Raw genomic sequence first — 21686 nt, forward strand, 5'->3', positions numbered from 1 at the left:
GTGCAATCAATTGAAGACATCTGGCAGGAAACACTGCAAATCGTTAAAAAAAATATGAGTAAACCTAGTTACGACACATGGATGAAATCAACAACCGCTCATTCACTTGAAGGTAACACGTTTATTATTTCAGCGCCCAATAATTTTGTTCGCGATTGGTTAGAGAAGAGTTACACGCAATTTATCGCTAACATTTTGCAAGAAATAACTGGTCGCTTATTTGATGTCCGCTTTATTGATGGCGAGCAGGAAGAAAACTTTGAATACACTGTGATTAAACCAAATCCAGCGTTAGATGAAGATGGCATTGAAATTGGAAAACATATGCTTAATCCGCGTTATGTTTTTGATACTTTTGTCATTGGTTCAGGGAACAGATTTGCCCACGCAGCATCACTTGCAGTAGCCGAAGCACCAGCGAAAGCATATAATCCACTCTTCATTTATGGAGGAGTTGGCCTCGGTAAAACACATTTAATGCACGCAGTTGGCCACTATGTTCAACAACATAAAGATAATGCGAAAGTAATGTACCTTTCCAGCGAAAAATTCACCAATGAGTTTATTAGCTCTATTCGTGATAATAAAACCGAAGAATTCCGTACAAAATACCGGAATGTGGATGTCTTACTTATTGATGATATTCAATTTTTAGCAGGTAAAGAAGGAACACAAGAGGAATTTTTCCATACATTTAACACACTTTATGATGAACAAAAGCAAATTATTATTTCCAGTGACCGACCACCGAAAGAAATTCCAACATTGGAAGATCGACTGAGATCCCGCTTTGAATGGGGCCTAATTACTGATATTACGCCACCAGACTTAGAAACACGGATCGCCATTTTACGTAAAAAAGCAAAAGCAGACGGATTAGATATTCCAAATGAAGTCATGCTTTACATCGCAAACCAAATTGATTCGAATATTCGCGAGCTAGAAGGCGCACTCATCCGAGTAGTTGCTTATTCTTCCCTCGTTAATAAAGATATAACAGCTGGTCTTGCAGCAGAAGCACTAAAAGATATTATCCCCTCTTCTAAATCACAAGTTATTACAATTAGTGGTATTCAAGAAGCAGTCGGTGAATATTTCCATGTTCGTTTAGAAGATTTTAAAGCAAAAAAACGGACGAAAAGTATCGCATTCCCGCGCCAAATCGCTATGTATCTTTCAAGAGAGCTTACAGATGCCTCATTACCAAAAATCGGTGATGAATTTGGTGGTCGAGATCATACAACCGTCATCCATGCACATGAAAAAATATCGCAACTACTAAAAACCGATCAAGTGTTGAAAAATGACCTTGCCGAAATTGAAAAAAATTTAAGAAAAGCACAAAATATGTTTTAATAGACCTGTGTACAATGTGGATAACTGAAACATACTTACCCACAAGTTATCAACATGTGGAAAACTTTATGTCGCATGGCTTATAACCTACTTATCCACAAATCCACAGCGCCTATTACTATTACTACGATTTTTTATTAATTAATTAAAGGTTTTTGAGGTTTTACAAAATATAAAAAAATGGGGGATACTCATGAAATTTGTTATTGAGCGTGATCGTCTTGTCCAAGCAGTCAATGAAGTTACTCGTGCCATCTCTGCAAGAACAACGATTCCAATTTTAACGGGGATAAAAATAGTCGTAAATGATGAAGGTGTAACACTAACTGGTAGTGATTCCGATATTTCAATCGAAGCATTTATTCCATTAATTGAAAATGATGAAGTAATTGTAGAAGTGGAGAGTTTTGGTGGAATTGTACTTCAATCAAAATACTTTGGCGATATTGTTCGTCGTTTACCAGAAGAAAATGTAGAAATTGAAGTGACTTCTAACTACCAAACCAACATTAGTTCTGGCCAAGCATCCTTTACATTAAATGGCTTAGATCCAATGGAATATCCTAAATTACCTGAAGTAACAGACGGAAAAACAATTAAAATTCCAATTAATGTACTTAAAAATATTGTTAGACAAACTGTTTTTGCTGTGTCTGCGATTGAAGTTCGTCCAGTACTTACTGGTGTAAACTGGATTATCAAAGAAAATAAACTAAGCGCAGTTGCAACCGATAGTCATCGTCTAGCTTTACGTGAAATACCTCTTGAAACAGACATTGATGAAGAATACAACATTGTTATTCCTGGAAAAAGTTTATCTGAATTAAATAAACTTTTAGATGATGCAAGCGAATCTATTGAAATGACCCTTGCCAACAACCAAATTCTTTTTAAATTAAAAGATTTATTATTTTATTCTCGTTTACTTGAAGGTAGTTATCCAGATACATCTCGATTAATTCCAACTGATACTAAATCAGAATTAGTCATTAATTCCAAAGCATTTTTACAAGCAATTGACCGTGCGTCCCTACTTGCTCGCGAAAATCGTAATAACGTTATTAAATTAATGACGCTAGAAAATGGCCAAGTAGAAGTATCATCCAATTCTCCAGAAGTTGGGAATGTTTCTGAAAATGTCTTCAGCCAAAGTTTTACTGGCGAAGAGATCAAAATATCTTTTAACGGTAAATACATGATGGATGCCCTACGTGCTTTTGAAGGTGATGATATTCAAATTTCCTTCTCCGGTACAATGAGACCATTCGTACTTCGACCAAAAGATGCAGCCAATCCAAATGAAATTTTACAATTAATCACGCCGGTTAGAACTTACTAATCTCGCAAAAAGCACATCCGTCTTGGTTTCAAGGCGGATTCTTTTTTTGTTATAGTACAGTTTTTGGATAGAAATGTATATTTATGCAAACGGAGGTAATTCTTAGCATGATGAAAGATATGACAACAGGTAATCCGACAAAATTAATTTTTTTATTCGCGATGCCGATGTTGATTGGAAACTTGTTTCAGCAATTTTATACGATGATTGATGCTGTTATTGTTGGGAAATTTGTCAGTGTAGATGCGCTGGCTGCTGTTGGAGCGACAAATTCGGTCAATTTTTTTATGATTTCTTTGATTATTGGACTTATGAGCGGGATTTCTGTCGTAGTAGCGCAGTATTTTGGGTTTAAAGATTTTGATCGTTTGAAAGATGTTATTGCAACGGCGACTTATGCGGTGGTTTTTTCGGCGATTATTTTAACTGTTGCAGGAGTTTTGCTAGCAAAGCCATTGCTAATTTTACTTAGAACTCCAGCGAATATTTTGGATGATTCTACTATCTTTTTAACCACTCTTTTTATTGGGATTTTACCGATGAGTCTGTATAACGGAATGGCCGCGATACTTCGGGCGCTTGGAAATTCGATTACACCGCTGATTTTTTTAATTTTATCGTCCTTAATGAATATTGCACTTGATTTTTTATTTGTCGTATATATGGATATGGGCGTTCGCGGGGCTGCTATTGCGACAGTTCTTTCTCAAACAGCTGCAGCAATTGCCGTTATTTACTATGCTTATCGCCACGTACCATTTATGCGGATAGAGCGCGCAAAATTCAAGCTTTCCACCCCACTACTTAAAGAAATGGTGCGCATTGGACTACCTTCTGGATTACAAGGATCCTTTATTTCTATCGGAAACATGGCTCTTCAAAGTTTAATAAATGGATTTGGTTCATCGGTCGTTGCGGCATATACGGCGGCGAGTCGAATTGATTCACTTACATATCAACCAGGAATTGCTTTTGGAGCAGCTTCTTCGATGTTTGCTGGTCAGAACATCGGTGCTGGGAAAATTGACCGCGTTCGCGAAGGTTTTTGGTCGGGAATTAAAGTAGTTACAGCTATCAGCATTGGAATAACGATTTTAGTTCAACTTTTCGCTCGGGAGTTTTTATTACTATTTGTTGATTCTAGTGAGACGGAAGTTATTAATATCGGTGTAAGTTATTTACTTATTGTCTCTTTATTTTATGTCGTAGTGGGAGTTTTATTTGTTGTTCGAGAAACACTCAGAGGCACCGGAGATGCGATGGTTCCTTTAGCTATGGGGATTTTTGAGTTAGTTTCGAGACTGGTTATCGGATTTGTTTTATCGCTTTATATTGGTTACATAGGGCTTTGGTGGGCTACACCAGTTGCGTGGATTACAGCTACGATGCTCGGCGTTTGGAGATATAAATCAGGAGCATGGCAAAAAAAGGCAGTTATTAGGCGAAAATAACCATTTTAGTAAAAAAACGCCAGAGAAGCTCATATTTTCTTTTTTTTAATAAATAATATCCCCCCATTAGTTTTGCTAAAAAAAGCTGAAAAACGAATATATGAAAATATTCTTTGTATTATTGGCAAAACTTTAGTAAAATAGAAGGTAGTGATAAAAAAAGATTGGGCGTGAAATTTTTGGCTGAAACAGTAAAGATTAATAGCGAGTTCGTAACGCTTGGTCAACTTTTACAAATGATTGATGTAGTTTCAACTGGTGGAATGGCGAAAGCGTACCTTAGTGAAAATACGATTTACATCAACGGAGAGCAAGACAATCGCCGGGGGAAAAAGCTTCGTAATGGCGATGTTATCTTGGTTCCCGGTGTTGGAAAAGTGAAAATTGAGCAAGGAAAATAACAGATGCATTTAGAAAGTATTGTTTTAAGAAATTTCCGGAATTACGAAAACTTAGAACTAGAATTTTCCCCATCTGTTAATGTTTTTCTTGGTGAGAATGCACAAGGTAAAACCAACCTTTTAGAAGCCGTATTGATGCTTGCACTTGCAAAGTCACATCGGACAACGAATGATAAAGATTTTATTATGTGGGAAAAAGAAGAAGCCAAGATGGAAGGGCGAATAGCAAAGCACGGACAATCAGTGCCTTTAGAGCTTGCTATCACCCAAAAAGGTAAGCGAGCTAAAGTAAATCATTTGGAACAAAAGAAACTTAGCCAATATGTCGGTAACTTGAATGTGGTTATTTTTGCCCCAGAAGATTTATCGCTTGTGAAGGGCGCTCCAGGAATTAGACGTCGGTTTTTGAATATGGAAATTGGACAAATGCAGCCGATTTATTTGCATAATCTAAGTGAATACCAACGAATATTGCAACAACGGAACCAATATTTGAAGATGTTGCAAATGAAACGAAAAGTAGATCCAATATTACTCGACATTTTGACTGAACAGTTCGCAGATGTCGCCATTAATTTGACGAAAAGACGAGCTGATTTCATTCAAAAACTAGAGGCATATGCGGCGCCAATTCATCACCAAATTTCCCGAGGACTTGAGACGCTGAAAATTGAGTATAAAGCTTCCATCACGCTAAATGGGGACGATCCCGAAGTGTGGAAAGCAGATTTGCTCCAAAAAATGGAATCAATCAAACAAAGAGAAATCGACCGTGGTGTCACGCTTATTGGACCACATCGGGATGATTCTCTGTTTTATATTAATGGGCAAAATGTGCAAGATTTTGGTTCGCAAGGTCAGCAACGGACAACGGCACTTTCTATAAAATTAGCAGAAATTGACCTAATCCATGAAGAAACTGGCGAATATCCGGTTCTTCTTCTCGATGATGTGCTTAGTGAACTCGATGATTATCGTCAATCGCATTTGCTCGGAGCTATTGAAGGAAAAGTACAAACCTTTGTAACGACAACAAGTACGAGCGGGATCGACCATGAAACGCTCAAACAAGCAACAACTTTCTATGTAGAAAAAGGTACGGTAAAAAAATCCTAATCTAGGTTAATATAATTTGATGAAAAAGAAAGTGCGGTGGAATAATTAATGTCAGAAGAAAATATTACAAATGTACAAGAAAATGCTTCAGATTATAACGAAGATCAAATACAAGTACTGGAAGGTCTAGAGGCAGTAAGAAAAAGACCTGGTATGTACATTGGTTCAACTAGTCAACGCGGACTCCATCACCTGGTATGGGAAATTGTTGATAACGCAATTGATGAAGCACTTGCTGGTTTTTGTACAGAAATTGAAATTACAATCGAAGCTGATAACAGCATTACTGTTCGTGATAACGGACGTGGAATTCCTACTGGGATTAACGAAAAAATTGGTCGTCCAACAGTAGAAGTTATCTTTACCGTTCTACATGCTGGTGGTAAATTTGGCGGCGGCGGATATAAAGTATCTGGCGGACTTCACGGAGTTGGTGCATCGGTAGTTAATGCCCTTTCCACATCTCTTGAGGTATACGTTCACCGTGAAGGTCAAAAATATTACCAACGCTTTGAACGTGGTGATGTAGTAATGGATATGGAAGAACAAGGCGAAACGGATTACCGTGGAACAATTGTTCACTTTACGCCAGATCCACAAATTTTCACAGAAACAACGGAATTTGATTTTGATACACTTCGTACTCGTACGCGCGAACTTGCTTTCTTGAATCGTGGTTTAACGATTTCAATTGAAGACAAGCGCGAAGAACACAAAGTTCGTAAAGATTTCCACTATGAAGGCGGAATTCGTTCTTACGTGGAGCATTTAAATAAAGCAAAAGACGTTATCCATGAGCCACCAATTTATTTGGAAGGTGAACGCGATGACATTATGGTTGAGATTTCCATGCAATATAATACTGGATTCTCAAGCAATATCATTTCATTCGCAAATAACATTCATACGTATGAAGGCGGGACTCACGAATCTGGATTTAAAACGGCGTTAACACGTGTTATTAATGACTACGCGCGTCGTAATAAATTGTTCAAAGATAGTGATGATAACCTTTCCGGTGAAGATGTTCGTGAAGGTTTAACAGCAATCATTTCCATCAAACACCCAGATCCACAGTTTGAAGGACAAACAAAAACAAAACTTGGAAATTCAGAAGCTCGTTCAATCACGGATAAGCTGTTTTCTGAGGCTTTAAATAAATTTATGATGGAAAACCCAGATGTTGCTAAAAAAATCGTTGAGAAGGGCGTTGTAGCTTCTCGTGCACGTCTGGCTGCTAAGCGCGCGCGTGAAGTTGCTCGTAAAAGCAGTGGGTTAGAAATTTCTAGCTTGCCAGGTAAACTAGCTGACTGTTCTTCCCGTAACCCTGAAATCAGCGAACTTTACATCGTTGAGGGTGACTCAGCTGGTGGTTCAGCTAAACAAGGTCGTGACCGTCTATTCCAAGCTATTTTGCCGATTCGTGGTAAAATTTTGAACGTGGAGAAAGCGCGTTTAGACCGAATTTTAGCTAACGAAGAAATTCGAACTATTTTTACGGCTATGGGAACTGGTTTTGGTGGAGATTTCGATGTTTCTAAATCTCGTTACCACAAATTAATTATTATGACTGATGCCGATGTTGATGGTGCACATATTCGTACACTACTTCTTACGCTATTTTATCGTTATATGCGCCCACTGCTTGATGCTGGTTATATCTATATTGCACAACCACCGCTTTATCAAATTAAGCACGGTAAACAAATAGAATATGTATATAGCGACGGACAGTTAGAAGACTATCTAGCTTCCCTTGACGGAGACACTAAATACAGCATTCAACGATATAAAGGTCTTGGAGAAATGAACCCAGAACAACTTTGGGATACAACCATGAATCCGGAACACCGTACACTACTTCAAGTCAATATCAAAGACGCTATTGATGCCGATGAAACTTTTGAAATGTTGATGGGTGACCGCGTGGAACCTCGTCGTAAATTCATCGAAGACAACGCGCAATACGTTAAAAACTTGGATGTTTAATAAATATTTCCCGGGTAATAATTGGGTTATTAATTGTTTTTAAAAGGTTTGAACTAGATTCAGCCTTACTTTTGAAAGGGAGGTTTCTCTAACAATGGCAGAAACACCAAATCAACGAATAACAGAGATAAACTTAAATAAAGAAATGCGGACATCATTCCTGGACTATGCGATGAGTGTAATTGTTGCCCGTGCCCTACCAGACGTTCGTGACGGATTAAAACCAGTTCATCGTCGTATTCTATATGCGATGAATGACTTAGGTATGACTTCTGATAAGGCCTATAAAAAATCAGCTCGTATCGTTGGTGAAGTAATCGGTAAGTATCACCCCCACGGCGATACAGCGGTTTATTTTACAATGGTTCGGATGGCGCAAGATTTTAGTTACCGTAATATGCTAGTTGATGGACATGGTAACTTTGGTTCGGTCGATGGCGATATGGCGGCAGCGATGCGTTATACAGAAGCACGTATGTCAAAAATTTCGATGGAACTTCTTCGCGATATTAATAAAGATACAATTGATTATGCTGATAACTACGATGGTTCTGAACGTGAGCCAGTCATTTTACCAGCGCGTTTCCCTAACTTACTTGTCAATGGTTCGTCAGGTATTGCGGTTGGTATGGCAACAAACATTCCTACCCACCATCTTGGTGAAGTTATCGACGGCGTTTTAGCGCTTAGTCATGATCCGGATATTACTATTCGTGATTTAATGGAATATATCCCTGGCCCTGACTTCCCTACTGCTGGGATGATTATGGGGCGTAGCGGAATCCGTCGCGCTTACGAAAGTGGCCGTGGTTCGATTACTGTTCGTGGTCGTGTCGATATTGAAGAAAAGAAAAATGGTAAAGAAACAATCGTTATTACCGAAATTCCTTACCAAGTAAATAAAGCGCGCCTAGTTGAGCGTATTGCCGAACTAGCTCGTGAGAAGAAAATCGACGGTATCACTTCCCTAAACGATGAATCTGACCGTTCTGGAATGCGCATTGTTATTGAAGTTCGTCGTGATATTAGTGCAAGTGTTATCGTGAATAATTTATTCAAAATGACAGCACTTCAAACTACTTTTGGTATTAATATGCTCGCACTTGTCGACAATCATCCAAAAGTACTTAATTTAAAAGAAATTCTTTATCATTATTTAGAGCATCAAAAAGTAGTTATTCGTCGCCGTACGGAATTTGAGCTTCGTAAAGCAGAAGCGCGCGCTCACATTTTAGAAGGTTTACGAATTGCACTAGATAATATTGACGCGATTATTAAATTAATTCGTGGATCAAAAACTTCCGATGTTGCTAAAGAAGGCTTGATGACACAATTCAACCTTTCGGACAAACAAGCGCAAGCCATTTTAGACATGCGTTTGCAACGTTTAACAGGTTTGGAACGCGAAAAAATTGAAGAAGAATACCAAAACTTAGTGGCATTAATTAATGATTTAAAAGCCATTTTAGCTGATGATGAGCGTATTCTTGAAATTATTCGTGAAGAATTAGAAGAAATCAAAGTTAAATACGCGGATAAACGTCGTACAGAAATCTTGGCTGGTGATTTAGTAAGCCTTGAAGATGAAGACTTAATCCCTGAAGAAGAAGTGGCGATTACACTAACTAAACGTGGCTATATTAAACGTTTACCATTATCAACTTATCGTAGCCAACGTCGTGGTGGTCGTGGTATCCAAGGTATGTCTACTCATGAAGATGATTTCGTAGAACATCTTGTTGCAACGAGCACGCATGATACGTTACTATTCTTCACTAACACAGGTAAAGTTTACCGTTCGAAAGGTTATGAAGTACCTGAATACGGTCGTACCGCCAAAGGTATCCCAATCATCAACTTACTTGGAATCGAAAGCCAAGAACAAGTGAATGCCGTGATAAATCTATCCGAATTCACTGATGATAGCTACCTATTCTTTACTACTAAACACGGTGTCGTGAAGCGTACAACCCTTTCTCAATTTGCGAAAATTCGTCAAAGTGGTCTTCGTGCAGTTGAACTTCGCGAAAACGATGAACTAATCTCTGTTCAGATGACAGATGGTAGCAAAAACATGATTATCGCAACGAAACATGGACAATCTATCTACTTCCCAGAAGAAAATATCCGCGTAATGGGCCGTACAGCTGCTGGTGTTCGTGGTATTAGACTTCGTGAAGACGATGAAGTTATCGGTATGGAAGTCCTTGAGGATGATGAAAAAGTTCTCGTTGTAACGGAAAAAGGATACGGTAAACAAACACCGGCTTCCCAGTACCCGCTTCGTAATCGCGGTGGTATGGGTGTTAAAACCGTTACAATCACAGAGAAAAATGGTAACTTAGTCGCAATGAAAACAGTGACTGGTGAAGAAGACTTAATGCTAATGACAGTAAGTGGCGTATTAATTCGTTTCGAAATTGATACAGTATCACAAACAGGTCGTAGCGCAATGGGTGTCAAACTAATTCGTCTTGATGAAGATGAAAAAGTAGCTACTGTTGCAAAAGTGCCAAAAGAAGAAGATGAAGTTGAGCTTGAGGAAGAAATCGATGAAACATTAATCACACAAGTTCCTGATGAAAGTTTTGAAGATGCTCCTGGAAGCGATATAGAAGAATAAAATCAAGCTGGAGATGACTCTAATTTGCGAATTAGAACGATTTTCCAGCTTTTTTCCAGTATAAAAAGCGCTTTTTGGCTATAATTTATGTATAATATCCTTAATACGTCTTAAAAAGGGAAGAGTTGAACAAATGCGCAAACTGATTCAATTTCTGTTTATAGCAGTAGTTTTATTTTTAGTGGAATACTTTTTAATCAATCAAGCAGCTATATTATTCTTAGTAACAAGTGGACTTATCCAATTATGCGGATTAATTATTGTGATTCGGCTACTACTCTTTGATCAACGGAATACTAGCTCAAAAGTCGCCTGGATTGCGGTTATTTTCATTTTACCTGTACTTGGAACGATTAGTTACCTTGTGTTTGGTAGAAATCCAGCAACTAGAAAATTCAGCACAGCTCAAGTAATGGAAAAAGCTAAATTAATTAATGCGATTCACGCAATTCCAAACAACACTAATGAAAAATTACCACGACTATCTAAAAGAATTGCGCATTTAACGTCCATAGAGCCAATTAAGGGGAATAAAATCGAAATATTAACAAATGGCGAAGAAACTTTTCCAGTGCTCTTAGACGCGCTTAGAAAGGCTGAAAACCACATTCATATTCAATACTATATTTTCAAAACGGATGAAATTTCTACAAAGATTCGTGATATTTTGGTAGAAAAGGCGAAATCCGGCGTTGAAGTTAGATTTATGTTTGATGGACTTGGTTCAAGCAAACTTCATAAGGCATTTTTAGCGCCTCTAAAAGAAGCTGGAGTTAGTATTCATGCGTTTGATCCAATCACATCCCCATGGATTGTAAGGACTGCCAACTTGCGAAATCACCGTAAAATAGTCGTGATTGATGGCCAAATTGGCTTTACAGGTGGGCTTAATATAGGTGAAGAATATCGTTCTAATACACCAGATTTCCGTGTTTGGCGCGATACACATATTAAAATCACAGGCCAAGCTGTTATCGAACTTCAAGAATCTTTTCTAAATGATTGGGTCTATATGGAAAACCAAGCAGGTGCTGCAGATCAATTTATTAGTGAAGCTGGATTACAACAATATTTTTCACCAGTTGATGTGGGTGACGAATGGGCGCAAGTGATTTACGGCGGACCATATGATAAAGAAAAATGGGTTCGCGATTCGATGCTTGATTTAATTGATTCCGCTAAAGAATCTGTTTGGATTGTGTCGCCTTACTTTGTTCCAGATGAGGAGTCGCTTGCAGTTATTCGCCGGGTTGCGATGAGCGGTGTTGACGTGCGAGTTATTATTCCAGGCAAAGGTGATCGCGGGATTTCATTCCACGGAAGTAATGCGTATGTGAAAACAATGATTGAAGCAGGCGCGAAAATGTATGCTTATGCCGATGATTCTTTTGTTCATGCGAAGGCAATGCTAGTGGACGGGACGCGTGCAGCTATAGGTACTGCCAATTTTGACGTGCGTAGTTTTAGATTGAATCATGAATTAATGGTATTCTTATATGATGAAAGCGAGGCTATGCATCATTTAAAACGTGATTTTGAGAAAGATTTTGAAGATAGCCGACTGTTTACGATGAAAGATATGGAAAACAAACCATTATTGACTCGTATAAAAGAAGTTCTATCTAGTTTACTATCACCAATTTTATAATTTAGGAGTGGAAAAATGAGTGGAGATTTAAAACTTAGACCGCTTGAACGAGAAGATTTAAAATTTGTTCACCGGTTAAATAATGACGCGAAAATAATGTCTTATTGGTTTGAAGAGCCATATGAGGCGTTCGTCGAGCTTCAGGAGCTATATGATAAGCACATTCACGATCAGTCAGAACGCCGTTTTATTTTAGAATTAGATGGCCAAATGGTTGGATTAGTTGAGTTAATGGAAATTGATTATATTCACAGAAGAGCCGAATTTCAAATTATTATTGATCCTAAGTTTCAGGGACACGGTTACGCTGTTTCTGCCACAAAACTCGCAATGAAATATGCTTTTCACGTACTAAATCTGCATAAACTATATTTAGTTGTTGATAAAGTAAATGAAAAAGCTATTCATGTCTATGAAAAAGTTGGTTTTATTCGTGAAGGCGAACTAATTGATGAGTTTTTCGTTGATGGAACTTATCATGATGCTATTAGAATGTGTATTTTCCAACATCAATATCAAGAAATGGATATTTAAAAGGTGATTGGCGCGGGAAAAGTTGCGCCAATCATTGTTTTGGGTCAAAAAAAGTTCTATAATAAGGTTTTAGTGAAAAAATTATGGTATCATGAAGTATTAAAGTTTGTACTATTTTGATGGAGAAAGGATTGGCGTACATTGGCTACAGGCATTGGGACAGCTAAAATGATATTATGCGGAGAACATGCAGTTGTATACGGAGAACCGGCAATTTCAGTCCCATTTACACAAGCAGTTGTAACGACAAATGTAGAAAATTCTACAAAAACCAAATTTTCTTCGGCATTTTTTTCAGGTGATTTAGATGATATGCCTGATTTCTTAGCAGGAATCAAAGCATTAGTTGTAGATGTTTTAAATGAGATTGGAAAAGGCGAATGCGTTGCTATCCATGTAGTTTCAGGTGTTCCAATTGGTCGTGGATTAGGTTCAAGTGCCGCTGTAGCAACAAGTATTGCGCGTGGCTTATATAAATATTTTAATCAAGAATTAGACTCGAAAAAATTATTAGCCATTGTGAATGCGGCAGAAAAAATTGCTCATGGAAATGCTAGTGGTGTTGATGCTATCACGGTTGTGAGTGAAAAACCAGTATGGTATGAGCGAGATCGAAAACTAGAAATTATGCATTTTTCAAAAAAAATCACGTTCGTAGTAGCAGATACTGGAGTTCCAAGTGAAACCAGAGACGCGGTGAAGGATGTTCAAGCTTTATATAAAGAAAATCAAACAGAAATTGGTAAAATAATTCATCAACTCGGCGATATTTCCCGGGAAATAAAGACTCATTTAGAAGGCGATGCAGATACTGTGAAAATAGGTGCTGCAATGAATAAGGCACAATCTTATTTAGAAACTTTGACAGTAAGTGATAGTAGTTTAGAGAAATTAATAGAAGTAGCTAGAAGTAGTGGTGCAGACGGGGCAAAACTTACAGGTGGCGGTAGAGGTGGATGTATTATCGCTGTAGCAAAAAATCAAGAAATCGCTGAACAAATAACGAAGGAGCTTCATAATGCTGGAGCTGCACAAGAATGGATTTTTACGATTGGAGAAGGTAGTTATGAGAGCGACAGCCATCGCACACACGAATGTGGCGCTAATTAAATACTGGGGAAAACGCGATGAACACTTGATTCTACCTGCAAACAGTAGTTTATCCTTCACGGTAGATAAATTTTATACAAAAACAACGGTAGAATGGGACGAAAACTTAGCCCAGGATACATTTATTCTAAATAATGAACAAAAAACGGATGCAAAAGTAGCTCGTTTTATAGATAAAATGCGTGAAGAATTCGGTATTTCAGCAAAAGCAAAAATTACTTCCGAAAATCACGTTCCAACTGCGGCCGGGCTTGCTTCATCGGCTTCTGCATTTGCAGCTCTTGCACTTGCTGGATCTAGCGCTGCTGGCAGAAAAGACACAAAAGAATATATTTCCAGACTGGCTCGTTTCGGGTCTGGTTCTGCTTCTCGTTCCGTTTTCGGAGATTTTGTCATTTGGGAAAAAGGCGAACTCGCGGACGGTAGTGATTCATTTGCAGTACCTTTCACCAACAAATTATGTGACAAAATGTCTCTTGTAGTCGCAGTCGTTTCGGATAAAGAAAAGAAAGTTTCTAGTCGGGATGGAATGCGCCTAACTGTTGAAACATCACCGTTTTTCGAAAAATGGGTTTCTGCTGCTGAAACAGACTTGGAAGAAATGAAACAAGCTATTTTGGATGAAGATTTCATCAAAGTGGGCGAAATCACAGAACGAAACGGAATGAAAATGCATGCGACAACGCTTGGTGCCGAGCCTCCATTTACTTATTTTCAACCGAAGTCCCTTGAAATAATGGATGCTGTTAGAGAATTACGAGAAAATGGTATACCGGCCTATTTTACAATGGATGCTGGTCCAAATGTTAAAGTTATTTGTGAGCGTGAAAATGAAAATATCGTAGCAGATAAGTTGTCAGGTTTGGCTAAAAACGTTCTAATTTGCCACGCTGGTAAGGAAGCGAGTGTTGTATCAGATGAAAAATAAACTACAGGTTAAAATACCCGGAAAATTATATGTAGCTGGTGAATATGCAGTTGTAGAATCAGGTCATACGGCTATTCTAACTGCAGTTAATCGTTATATAACGCTAACTCTTGAAGATAGTGAACGCAATGAATTATGGATTCCACATTATGAAAATCCAGTTTCATGGCCAATTGGCGGAGAACTTAAACCAGACGGGGAACATTGGACGTTTACAGCTGAAGCAATTAATATCGCGACAACTTTCCTGAAATCAGAAGGAATCGAGCTAACGCCTGTGAAAATGGTCATTGAAACAGAATTAATCGACCAATCTGGCGCAAAATATGGACTCGGTTCCAGTGCAGCGGCTACAGTTGCTGTAATCAACGCGCTAATGACGAAATTTTATCCAGAAATATCAATGCTTAAAAAATTCAAACTTGCTGCACTTTCGCATTTAGTAGTACAAGGAAATGGCTCTTGTGGCGACATTGCTTCTTGTATGTATGGCGGCTGGATTGCGTATACAACGTTTGATCAAGAATGGGTGAAGCATCGTTTGGCTTATAAATCACTCGAATGGTTTATGAAAGAGCCGTGGCCAATGCTTCAAATCGAAACATTGGAAGAACCAGTGCCGACTTTTTCTGTCGGTTGGACGGGCACACCTGTAAGTACCGGAAAACTAGTTTCGCAAATTCATGCTTTTAAACAAGAAGATAGCAAGAATTACCAACATTTTTTAACTAGAAATAACGAGATTATGAAGCAAATAATTCAAGCTTTCCATACGAAAGATGAGGAATTGCTTTATTCATCTATTAAAGAAAATCGTCGCATTCTTCAAGAACTTGGAACAAAAGCTGGCGTAAATATTGAAACAAGCTTACTAAAAGAACTAGCGGACTCAGCTGAAAACATGGGTGGCGCAGGAAAATCATCTGGCTCTGGTGGCGGAGACTGCGGAATAGCTTTCTCGAAAACGAAAGAACTAGCCGAAAAACTCGTTAATGAGTGGGAAAAGCTTGGTATTAAGCATTTACCTTTCCATACAGGGAGAGTTCAAATTACTGAATAATGGGGATATATAATAAAAGCCGAACAACTTTTAAGTAAAAGTTGTTCGGCTTTTGTTTTAATCATTTAAAATAAAGTAACAAACTGAATCTTTTATTCAGTCGTATTATCTTTTTTAGATAAATTATTCGCGTGTATAAAAATACCCATTCCAACAGCTGATATAACGCCAGAGGCTCCACCAGAAATAATATCCATAAAATATAATACAGATGTTGCGATAATAATTAAAATTCCCAATACCAACTCTATTATTCGAAATATTATCTTTAGTTTATTTCTTTTCATGTATACACTCTTTTCTTTTATTTAGCTGTAGTTATTGTCGCAGGGACATATAATACACAATTTAAATTTACACCTTTTCCTTTATCTTTTTTACCCATTCCCCATGCTAAACCACCACCAAATAAACTCAAACAAACAGCATAACGTGATGCGATTTTTATTCCTTTTTTTGCTAAAAATTTCCCCATTCGTTTATTTGCACCTAATCCACCTATCGTACCTGCCCCCCAATAAAAATCGTTAAAATCAACAACAGCTTTATGAGAAAATTGGATTTGCATACCCCACCATGTATATTTAGCTTTTATATAAGCTTTTTTAGATGCCTTAAGAAGTTGATTTGGTTCATCTTCATAGATTTCTTGAACTATTATGTTTCCCTCAATATGTGTTTCTGATAGTGTTTCATCAGCTTCGATTTCAGCATTAGTTTGATCTATCTGCCCTTCAACTTCAACAAACTCTTCCGAAGTAAGAACATCTTCCGCTTTGTTAGACAATACAAATTCATTGTTTTCTATTGTTACATAATCATTTACTTTATCAATTAATTCTTCCGGAATAATTGATTCTTCATCATTTTCTATAGAATCCATAGTTTTTTCATCAATTACATTTTCAGAGTCTATCCAACCAATAGGTTTGTTATCTTGGCTTATTTTAACGTAGTTACCCAAATTATCATCAGAATTACTTTCATCAATATTAACAAATTGTTGAGAATAATTTTGAGAATTATTTATAGGGTTATTTTTATTATATGCATCAGTTATATTTGAAAAAATGTCGTTTGTACTATTACTTATCACCATAGCAGTGTTTGAAGGTATTAATGAGAAAGCCCTAGTGTCTAACCAACCAATTACTTTATTATCATAACTAAATTGATAATATATTGACCTTGTTGTTTTGGCTCTTCTGATTATTTCAACTCTTTTTCCTTCATAATTAGAAGCAGGCGCAATTAATTTACTATCGGACTGAAGATAAGGTGTTGACCATACTGCATGTCCAATAACTGTAGATATAACTGCCATCTGATTGTACTCTTCATTAAAATGTACTTGGTCATAGAGTGTTATGGCTCTTGCATCTAACCAAGCTTTTATATTAGGAGTTTTGGTTTCACTAAATTGATAATAAGTACCTCTTTTGTTTTCTACTTTTCTCCAAATAGTTATTTCTTTGTTAAGATAATCACTTGCTGGTCCTTTTAAAGTAGAGTTTATTTGTCCGCAAGGTTGAGTCCATACTGCATGTCCAGAAGTGTTAGTGATTTTCCCGGTCCTTGAGTAAGCAATATCCGTAGAAGGCATTTCATAAAATTTAAAAGCTCATTTATCAAGCCAACCAATAATTTTGTCTCCCAATTTTACTTGATAGTAAATTCCTCTTTCAGTTTTTGCCTCTCTTATTAATTTAACATCTTTTTTTGCATAAGAAGGTGCAGTTGCACTTGATATAAATGTTGATCCTTCTGAATAATATGGTGCAGACCAAAATGCATTTGTTTCTGGATATGCAATATTAGCATCTAAATTAACTGATTTATTGTACTCAATTGTATTGTACGCAGTTGTTGCAGCCTCTACAGTTTTAATAGAATTTAAATTTGTAAAACTGAACATTGATAAAAACATCATAATTGCAATTAAACTAATCATCCCTTTTTGTACATTTCTCTTTAACATGATTTTGTTCCCTCTTTCATTTATATGTATTATATTACAAAATTAATATAGCATGAAATATTAATGTAATACAATATTATTTTTTAAATTTAAAAAATAATATAAAAGGTTAGAATTTTGATATTCTTGAATATCATTTGCTTTTTTGTTTTAAATTTCACAAACTAGGGAATAGTGAACAGAATAAAAGTTTGTGAAATATTTAATATATCAGGTTTTTGAACTAAGATATCAAATCAGATATAATGAGTTAGAGTATGAACATAGTGATTCTAAAAATGCTGATTAATTTTTAAAAAAGTTTGTGAGTTTTTTTAAAAGAACTAAATAGTAAAAGCATTTTTTCAGTTACATAGGAGTTCTAACAAGCTTCTTTCAGCACTCCGGTAATGGTATTTTTGCGCAAAAATACACATTAGAAAACATCAAAAGGAAAAGAGGGGATTCGGGTGTCAAAGGTACTTAAATCTTTGCTGCTTACGGCACTACTTGGGGTTACCGGCCTTATAAGTGGTTGTGGTGACTTGACGGTACTTAATCCAAAAGGGCCAGTTGCAAAAGGTCAGTCGGACTTAATTATTTATTCGATTATATTTATGCTGGTTATTGTTTTGACGATTTTTGTATTGTTTACGATTATGTTGGTTAAATACCGCGAACGGAAAGACATTTCAAACTATGAGCCGGATATGCACGGTAGTAAAAAACTGGAAATTTTTTGGACATTGATTCCAGTTGCAATCGTTATTGCTCTAGCTATTCCGACTGTAAAAACAATTTATGCAGGGGAAGAAGCACCAAAAGTGACTTCGCATAAAGATCCAATTGTTATTTACGCAACAAGTGCAGACTGGAAATGGATTTTTAGTTATCCAGATGAGTCAATTGAAACAGTCAACTATGTAAATATTCCAACCGACCGTCCTGTACTATTCAAATTAACTTCTGCAGATACGATGACAAGCTTTTGGGTTCCGCAATTAGGTGGACAAAAATATGCGATGTCTGGCATGACGATGAATTTATATTTACAAGCAGATGAAGTTGGTACATATAAAGGCCGTAACGCAAACTTCAACGGCGAAGGTTTTGCGGATCAACGCTTTGATGTAGTAGCTCAATCTGAAAAAGATTTCAAAAAATGGGCGAAAGAAACAAAAGCAAGCTCGCCAGTTATTACACAAGACATATATGATCGTCTTTTAATTCCTGGAAGCTCCAAGAAAAAGACTTATTCTGGTACGCATTTAGCATTTGTTGATGTAGCAGCTGATCCAGAGTATGTTTTCTATGCCTACAAACGTTTTGGTTATGAGATGACAAATCCGCATAATCCAAACACAAAATCAACCATTTCTGATGAACCAATGCTTCCGGTTCGTCCTGTGACAGTAACTAATCCGCAATTTGAGCGTCATGATATGAAGCCACAAATTATTAAAAACGGCGAAGGTTACCACGAGGATAAACACCGCGAAGATGAAATGAAGAAAATGGAAGAAGACATCCAAACAAATGAATTCAATAAAAAAGAATCGGATGACGCAGGGAAGTAAAAAGGGGGGACATAAGGCATGAAATGGAATGAGTTTATCGTAACTGGCGACCCAATGATTTTAGGCGCGCAGATTTCTATCGTACTTGTAAGTATTGGTGTTGTTGCGTTACTAACTTATACAAAAAAATGGAAGTGGCTCATGAAAGAGTGGATTTCTTCCGTTGATCATAAAAAAATTGGTATTATGTACTTGCTTGCTGCTGTCTTAATGTTTTTCCGTGGTGGTGTGGATGCGCTAATGATGCGTACCCAGCTCGCTTTACCGGATATGAAATTTTTAGACGCACAGCATTACAATGAAGTTTTTTCTACACATGGAACGATTATGATTTTATTTATGGCGATGCCGTTTATCATCGGATTGATGAACATTGCCGTACCACTTCAAATTGGTGCGCGTGATGTAGCATTTCCATTTTTAAACAACTTAAGTTTTTGGACGTTCTTTATGGGAGCGATGCTATTTAACTTATCATTCGTAATTGGTGGTTCGCCAGATGCTGGTTGGACAAACTATGCGCCACTTGCGACAGATTTTAGCGCTGGATATGGAATTAACTTCTATCTTCTAGGTGTTCAAATCGCTGGTATTGGTACGCTGATGACGGGGATTAACTTTTTCGTCACGATTTTAAGAATGCGTACAAAAGGTATGACGTTAATGAAAATGCCAATGTTTACTTGGTCTTCATTAATTACAAGTTTGATCATTATTTTCGCTTTCCCAGTTTTAACAGTGGCACTTGCTTTGATGTCATTTGACCGACTGTTTGGGACAGCATTCTTCACACTCACGAATGGCGGGCTCCCAATGATGTGGGCCAACTTGTTCTGGGTTTGGGGTCATCCGGAAGTATATATTGTTATTTTGCCAGCTTTCGGTATTTTCTCAGAGATTATTTCTACTTTCTCGAGGAAAAAATTATTCGGTTATCCGGCGATGGTTGCCGCGATGGCAGTTATTTCTTTACTAAGTTTCCTAGTTTGGGTCCATCACTTCTTTACAATGGGATCAGGGGCGCTTGTTAACTCCTTCTTCTCCATTACAACGATGATGATTGCGATACCGACCGGGATTAAGATATTCAACTGGCTCTTTACGATGTACAAAGGGCGAATAACCTTTACAACGCCAATGCTTTGGTCGCTTGCCTTTATCCCTAACTTTGTTGTTGGTGGGGTAACTGGGGTTATGCTTGCGATGGCTGCAGCCGATTATCAATATCACAATACGTACTTCTTAGTATCCCATTTCCACTACGTATTAATTGCTGGAACTGTGTTCTCCTGCTTTGCCGGGCTTACATACTGGTATCCAAAAATGGTCGGTTACAGACTAAATGAAAAAATTGGTAAATGGTTCTTCTGGATTTTCGTTGTTGGATTTAACGTTTGTTTCTTCCCGCAATATTTCCTAGGACTAGATGGTATGCCGCGTCGTATTTACACTTACGTACAAGGTGATGGCTGGACAACGCTTAACTTTATCTCTACTGTGGGCGGATTCTTGATGGGTGTAGCATTCTTAGTTCTTTGCTACAACATCTACTACAGCTACAAAAACTCTAAACGTGAAGTTACTGGTGACCCGTGGGATGCTCGTACGCTTGAATGGGCTACAAGTTCCGCTGTTCCTCCAAAATATAACTTTGCTGTTTTACCTGAATGGAATGACTTGGATGATTTCTGGAATAGAAAACAAAAAGGCGATCCATATGTAAATGATAAAAATTATAAACCAATCCATATGCCAAGTAATACCATGGTTGGGTTTGTAATGTCTGTCTTCTTCTTCATTGCAGGTTTCGGACTAGTCTTCTACTGGTACTGGATGGGAATTATTGGCCTAGTTGGTATTTTAGGATGTATGATTTATCGTTCATTCCAAAATAACGATGGTTACCACGTTGAAGTGGACGAAATTAAAGCAACAGAAGAACATAATGCGCGCGAACTTGCGACTGGTGTGAAGGAGGGTAACCCATGGAATCTGTAGAAACAAATAAAAATCTGCCAATTGAATATAGATCAGAACAAGGTCGATTAAATATTCTTGGATTCTGGATTTTCCTTGGCGCCGAAATTGCATTGTTTGCAACGCTTTTTGCGACTTACTTTGTTATGAGAAAGGCTGGCTCGAATGCGGGTCATCCGCCAGCAGAAATGTTCGAACTTTGGCTAGTGCTAATAATGACATTTTTACTTTTAACAAGTAGTTTTACGTGTGGTTTAGCAATTGGTGAGATGCGTAAGGGCAATGTGAAAATGTTGACGATTTACTCGATTATCACATTAATTCTTGGTGCGGGATTTGTTGGCTTTGAGCTTTATGAATTTGCACACTATGTGACAGAAGGCGTTACAATGCAAATCGGTTCTTACTGGTCGGCATTCTTCGTTCTACTAGGAACACATGGACTTCACGTAACGGTCGGGATTTTCTGGATTAGTTTTATTCTGATTCAAATTAAAATGCATGGTTTGACGCCAAAAACAGCATCAAAAGTATTTATTTCCAGTTTATACTGGCATTTCTTGGATGTTGTGTGGATTTTCATTTTCACCGGTGTCTATTTGCTAGGGATGGTGAACTAA

General features: G+C 37.5%; 18 protein-coding genes. 15 read left to right on the plus strand and 3 right to left on the minus strand.

The features are described 5' to 3' along the window. From dnaA to GL301_RS00060, 12 genes are all read left to right on the plus strand, one after another. A complete protein-coding gene (gene dnaA, locus GL301_RS00005; protein ID WP_003727573.1) occupies positions 1-1356 on the plus strand; it encodes a chromosomal replication initiator protein DnaA in 1356 nt (451 codons plus the stop codon). A gap of 193 nt (positions 1357-1549) precedes the next feature. Further along, positions 1550-2695: a DNA polymerase III subunit beta gene (gene dnaN / locus GL301_RS00010; RefSeq protein WP_003725616.1), complete on the plus strand. Its 1146-nt coding sequence runs from the start codon at positions 1550-1552 to the stop codon at positions 2693-2695. A 107-nt stretch (positions 2696-2802) separates the two neighbouring features. Continuing rightward, positions 2803-4146 (plus strand): MATE family efflux transporter, encoded by a 1344-nt coding sequence (locus GL301_RS00015; protein ID WP_003725617.1) that lies wholly within the window; start codon positions 2803-2805, stop codon positions 4144-4146. A 179-nt stretch (positions 4147-4325) separates the two neighbouring features. Continuing rightward, on the plus strand, positions 4326-4547 hold the full coding sequence (gene yaaA, locus GL301_RS00020) for a S4 domain-containing protein YaaA (protein WP_010958651.1): 222 nt from the start codon (positions 4326-4328) through the stop codon (positions 4545-4547). Between the two features lie 3 nt (positions 4548-4550). Next, positions 4551-5663 carry a DNA replication/repair protein RecF gene (recF, locus tag GL301_RS00025; RefSeq protein ID WP_003723768.1) on the plus strand — a complete coding sequence of 371 codons (1113 nt, stop codon included), beginning with the start codon at positions 4551-4553 and terminating at the stop codon, positions 5661-5663. Positions 5664-5711: 48 nt separating this feature from the next. Continuing rightward, entirely contained in the window at positions 5712-7652 is a 1941-nt protein-coding gene (gene gyrB, locus GL301_RS00030) for a DNA topoisomerase (ATP-hydrolyzing) subunit B (protein ID WP_003723769.1), read from the plus strand. Positions 7653-7746: 94 nt separating this feature from the next. Beyond that, positions 7747-10275 (plus strand): DNA gyrase subunit A, encoded by a 2529-nt coding sequence (gene gyrA, locus GL301_RS00035; RefSeq protein ID WP_003725619.1) that lies wholly within the window; start codon positions 7747-7749, stop codon positions 10273-10275. A gap of 133 nt (positions 10276-10408) precedes the next feature. Further along, entirely contained in the window at positions 10409-11923 is a 1515-nt protein-coding gene (gene cls / locus GL301_RS00040) for a cardiolipin synthase (protein WP_003733350.1), read from the plus strand. 15 nt (positions 11924-11938) lie between these two features. Next, positions 11939-12457 carry a spermidine N1-acetyltransferase gene (speG, locus tag GL301_RS00045; protein WP_003725621.1) on the plus strand — a complete coding sequence of 173 codons (519 nt, stop codon included), beginning with the start codon at positions 11939-11941 and terminating at the stop codon, positions 12455-12457. Positions 12458-12598: 141 nt separating this feature from the next. Continuing rightward, positions 12599-13567 (plus strand): mevalonate kinase, encoded by a 969-nt coding sequence (gene mvk, locus GL301_RS00050; protein ID WP_010958652.1) that lies wholly within the window; start codon positions 12599-12601, stop codon positions 13565-13567. Further along, positions 13524-14495, plus strand: coding sequence for a diphosphomevalonate decarboxylase (gene mvaD, locus GL301_RS00055; RefSeq protein ID WP_010958653.1), 972 nt, complete (start codon positions 13524-13526; stop codon positions 14493-14495). Before mvk ends, mvaD begins: the two co-directional genes overlap by 44 nt. After that, positions 14476-15555 carry a phosphomevalonate kinase gene (locus GL301_RS00060; protein WP_003727569.1) on the plus strand — a complete coding sequence of 360 codons (1080 nt, stop codon included), beginning with the start codon at positions 14476-14478 and terminating at the stop codon, positions 15553-15555. The genes mvaD and GL301_RS00060 overlap by 20 nt, the downstream gene beginning before the upstream one ends. Before the next feature lie 92 nt (positions 15556-15647). Here GL301_RS00060 and GL301_RS00065 read toward each other — a convergent pair whose 3' ends face one another. From GL301_RS00065 to GL301_RS00075, 3 genes are read right to left on the minus strand one after another with little or no spacing between them, the layout of a single operon-like run. Continuing rightward, positions 15648-15842, minus strand: coding sequence for a hypothetical protein (locus GL301_RS00065; RefSeq protein ID WP_003725626.1), 195 nt, complete (start codon positions 15840-15842; stop codon positions 15648-15650). Between the two features lie 17 nt (positions 15843-15859). Next, complete coding sequence (locus GL301_RS00070) at positions 15860-17158, minus strand: GW domain-containing glycosaminoglycan-binding protein (protein ID WP_014929138.1); 1299 nt, start codon at positions 17156-17158, stop codon at positions 15860-15862. 18 nt (positions 17159-17176) lie between these two features. Beyond that, entirely contained in the window at positions 17177-17533 is a 357-nt protein-coding gene (locus tag GL301_RS00075) for a GW domain-containing glycosaminoglycan-binding protein (protein WP_003734189.1), read from the minus strand. A 449-nt stretch (positions 17534-17982) separates the two neighbouring features. On the opposite strand from GL301_RS00075, the gene qoxA reads away from it, so the two are divergent. From qoxA to qoxC, 3 genes are read left to right on the plus strand one after another with little or no spacing between them, the layout of a single operon-like run. Beyond that, a complete protein-coding gene (gene qoxA, locus GL301_RS00080; protein WP_003725630.1) occupies positions 17983-19089 on the plus strand; it encodes a cytochrome aa3 quinol oxidase subunit II in 1107 nt (368 codons plus the stop codon). Positions 19090-19107: 18 nt separating this feature from the next. Beyond that, the gene (gene qoxB / locus GL301_RS00085) at positions 19108-21087 is read left to right on the plus strand and encodes a cytochrome aa3 quinol oxidase subunit I (RefSeq protein WP_003725631.1); all 1980 of its coding nucleotides are present in this window, start codon (positions 19108-19110) and stop codon (positions 21085-21087) included. Beyond that, positions 21075-21686, plus strand: coding sequence for a cytochrome aa3 quinol oxidase subunit III (qoxC, locus tag GL301_RS00090; RefSeq protein ID WP_003725632.1), 612 nt, complete (start codon positions 21075-21077; stop codon positions 21684-21686). The genes qoxB and qoxC overlap by 13 nt, the downstream gene beginning before the upstream one ends.

This window comes from Listeria sp. LM90SB2, assembly GCF_028867355.1.
GTDB classification, from domain to species: domain Bacteria; phylum Bacillota; class Bacilli; order Lactobacillales; family Listeriaceae; genus Listeria; species Listeria monocytogenes_B.

Excerpts from the sequence above, each read along its gene's own strand:
- dnaN (WP_003725616.1), top strand. The coding sequence starts at position 1,550 with ATGAAATTTGTTATTGAGCGTGATCGTCTTGTCCAAGCAGTCAATGAA.
- GL301_RS00015 (WP_003725617.1), top strand. The coding sequence starts at position 2,803 with ATGATGAAAGATATGACAACAGGTAATCCGACAAAATTAATTTTTTTA.
- recF (WP_003723768.1), top strand. The coding sequence starts at position 4,551 with ATGCATTTAGAAAGTATTGTTTTAAGAAATTTCCGGAATTACGAAAAC.
- gyrB (WP_003723769.1), top strand. The coding sequence starts at position 5,712 with ATGTCAGAAGAAAATATTACAAATGTACAAGAAAATGCTTCAGATTAT.
- gyrA (WP_003725619.1), top strand. The coding sequence starts at position 7,747 with ATGGCAGAAACACCAAATCAACGAATAACAGAGATAAACTTAAATAAA.
- cls (WP_003733350.1), top strand. The coding sequence starts at position 10,409 with ATGCGCAAACTGATTCAATTTCTGTTTATAGCAGTAGTTTTATTTTTA.
- speG (WP_003725621.1), top strand. The coding sequence starts at position 11,939 with ATGAGTGGAGATTTAAAACTTAGACCGCTTGAACGAGAAGATTTAAAA.
- mvaD (WP_010958653.1), top strand. The coding sequence starts at position 13,524 with ATGAGAGCGACAGCCATCGCACACACGAATGTGGCGCTAATTAAATAC.
- GL301_RS00065 (WP_003725626.1), bottom strand. The coding sequence starts at position 15,842 with ATGAAAAGAAATAAACTAAAGATAATATTTCGAATAATAGAGTTGGTA.
- GL301_RS00070 (WP_014929138.1), bottom strand. The coding sequence starts at position 17,158 with ATGCCTTCTACGGATATTGCTTACTCAAGGACCGGGAAAATCACTAAC.
- GL301_RS00075 (WP_003734189.1), bottom strand. The coding sequence starts at position 17,533 with ATGTTAAAGAGAAATGTACAAAAAGGGATGATTAGTTTAATTGCAATT.
- qoxB (WP_003725631.1), top strand. The coding sequence starts at position 19,108 with ATGAAATGGAATGAGTTTATCGTAACTGGCGACCCAATGATTTTAGGC.
- qoxC (WP_003725632.1), top strand. The coding sequence starts at position 21,075 with ATGGAATCTGTAGAAACAAATAAAAATCTGCCAATTGAATATAGATCA.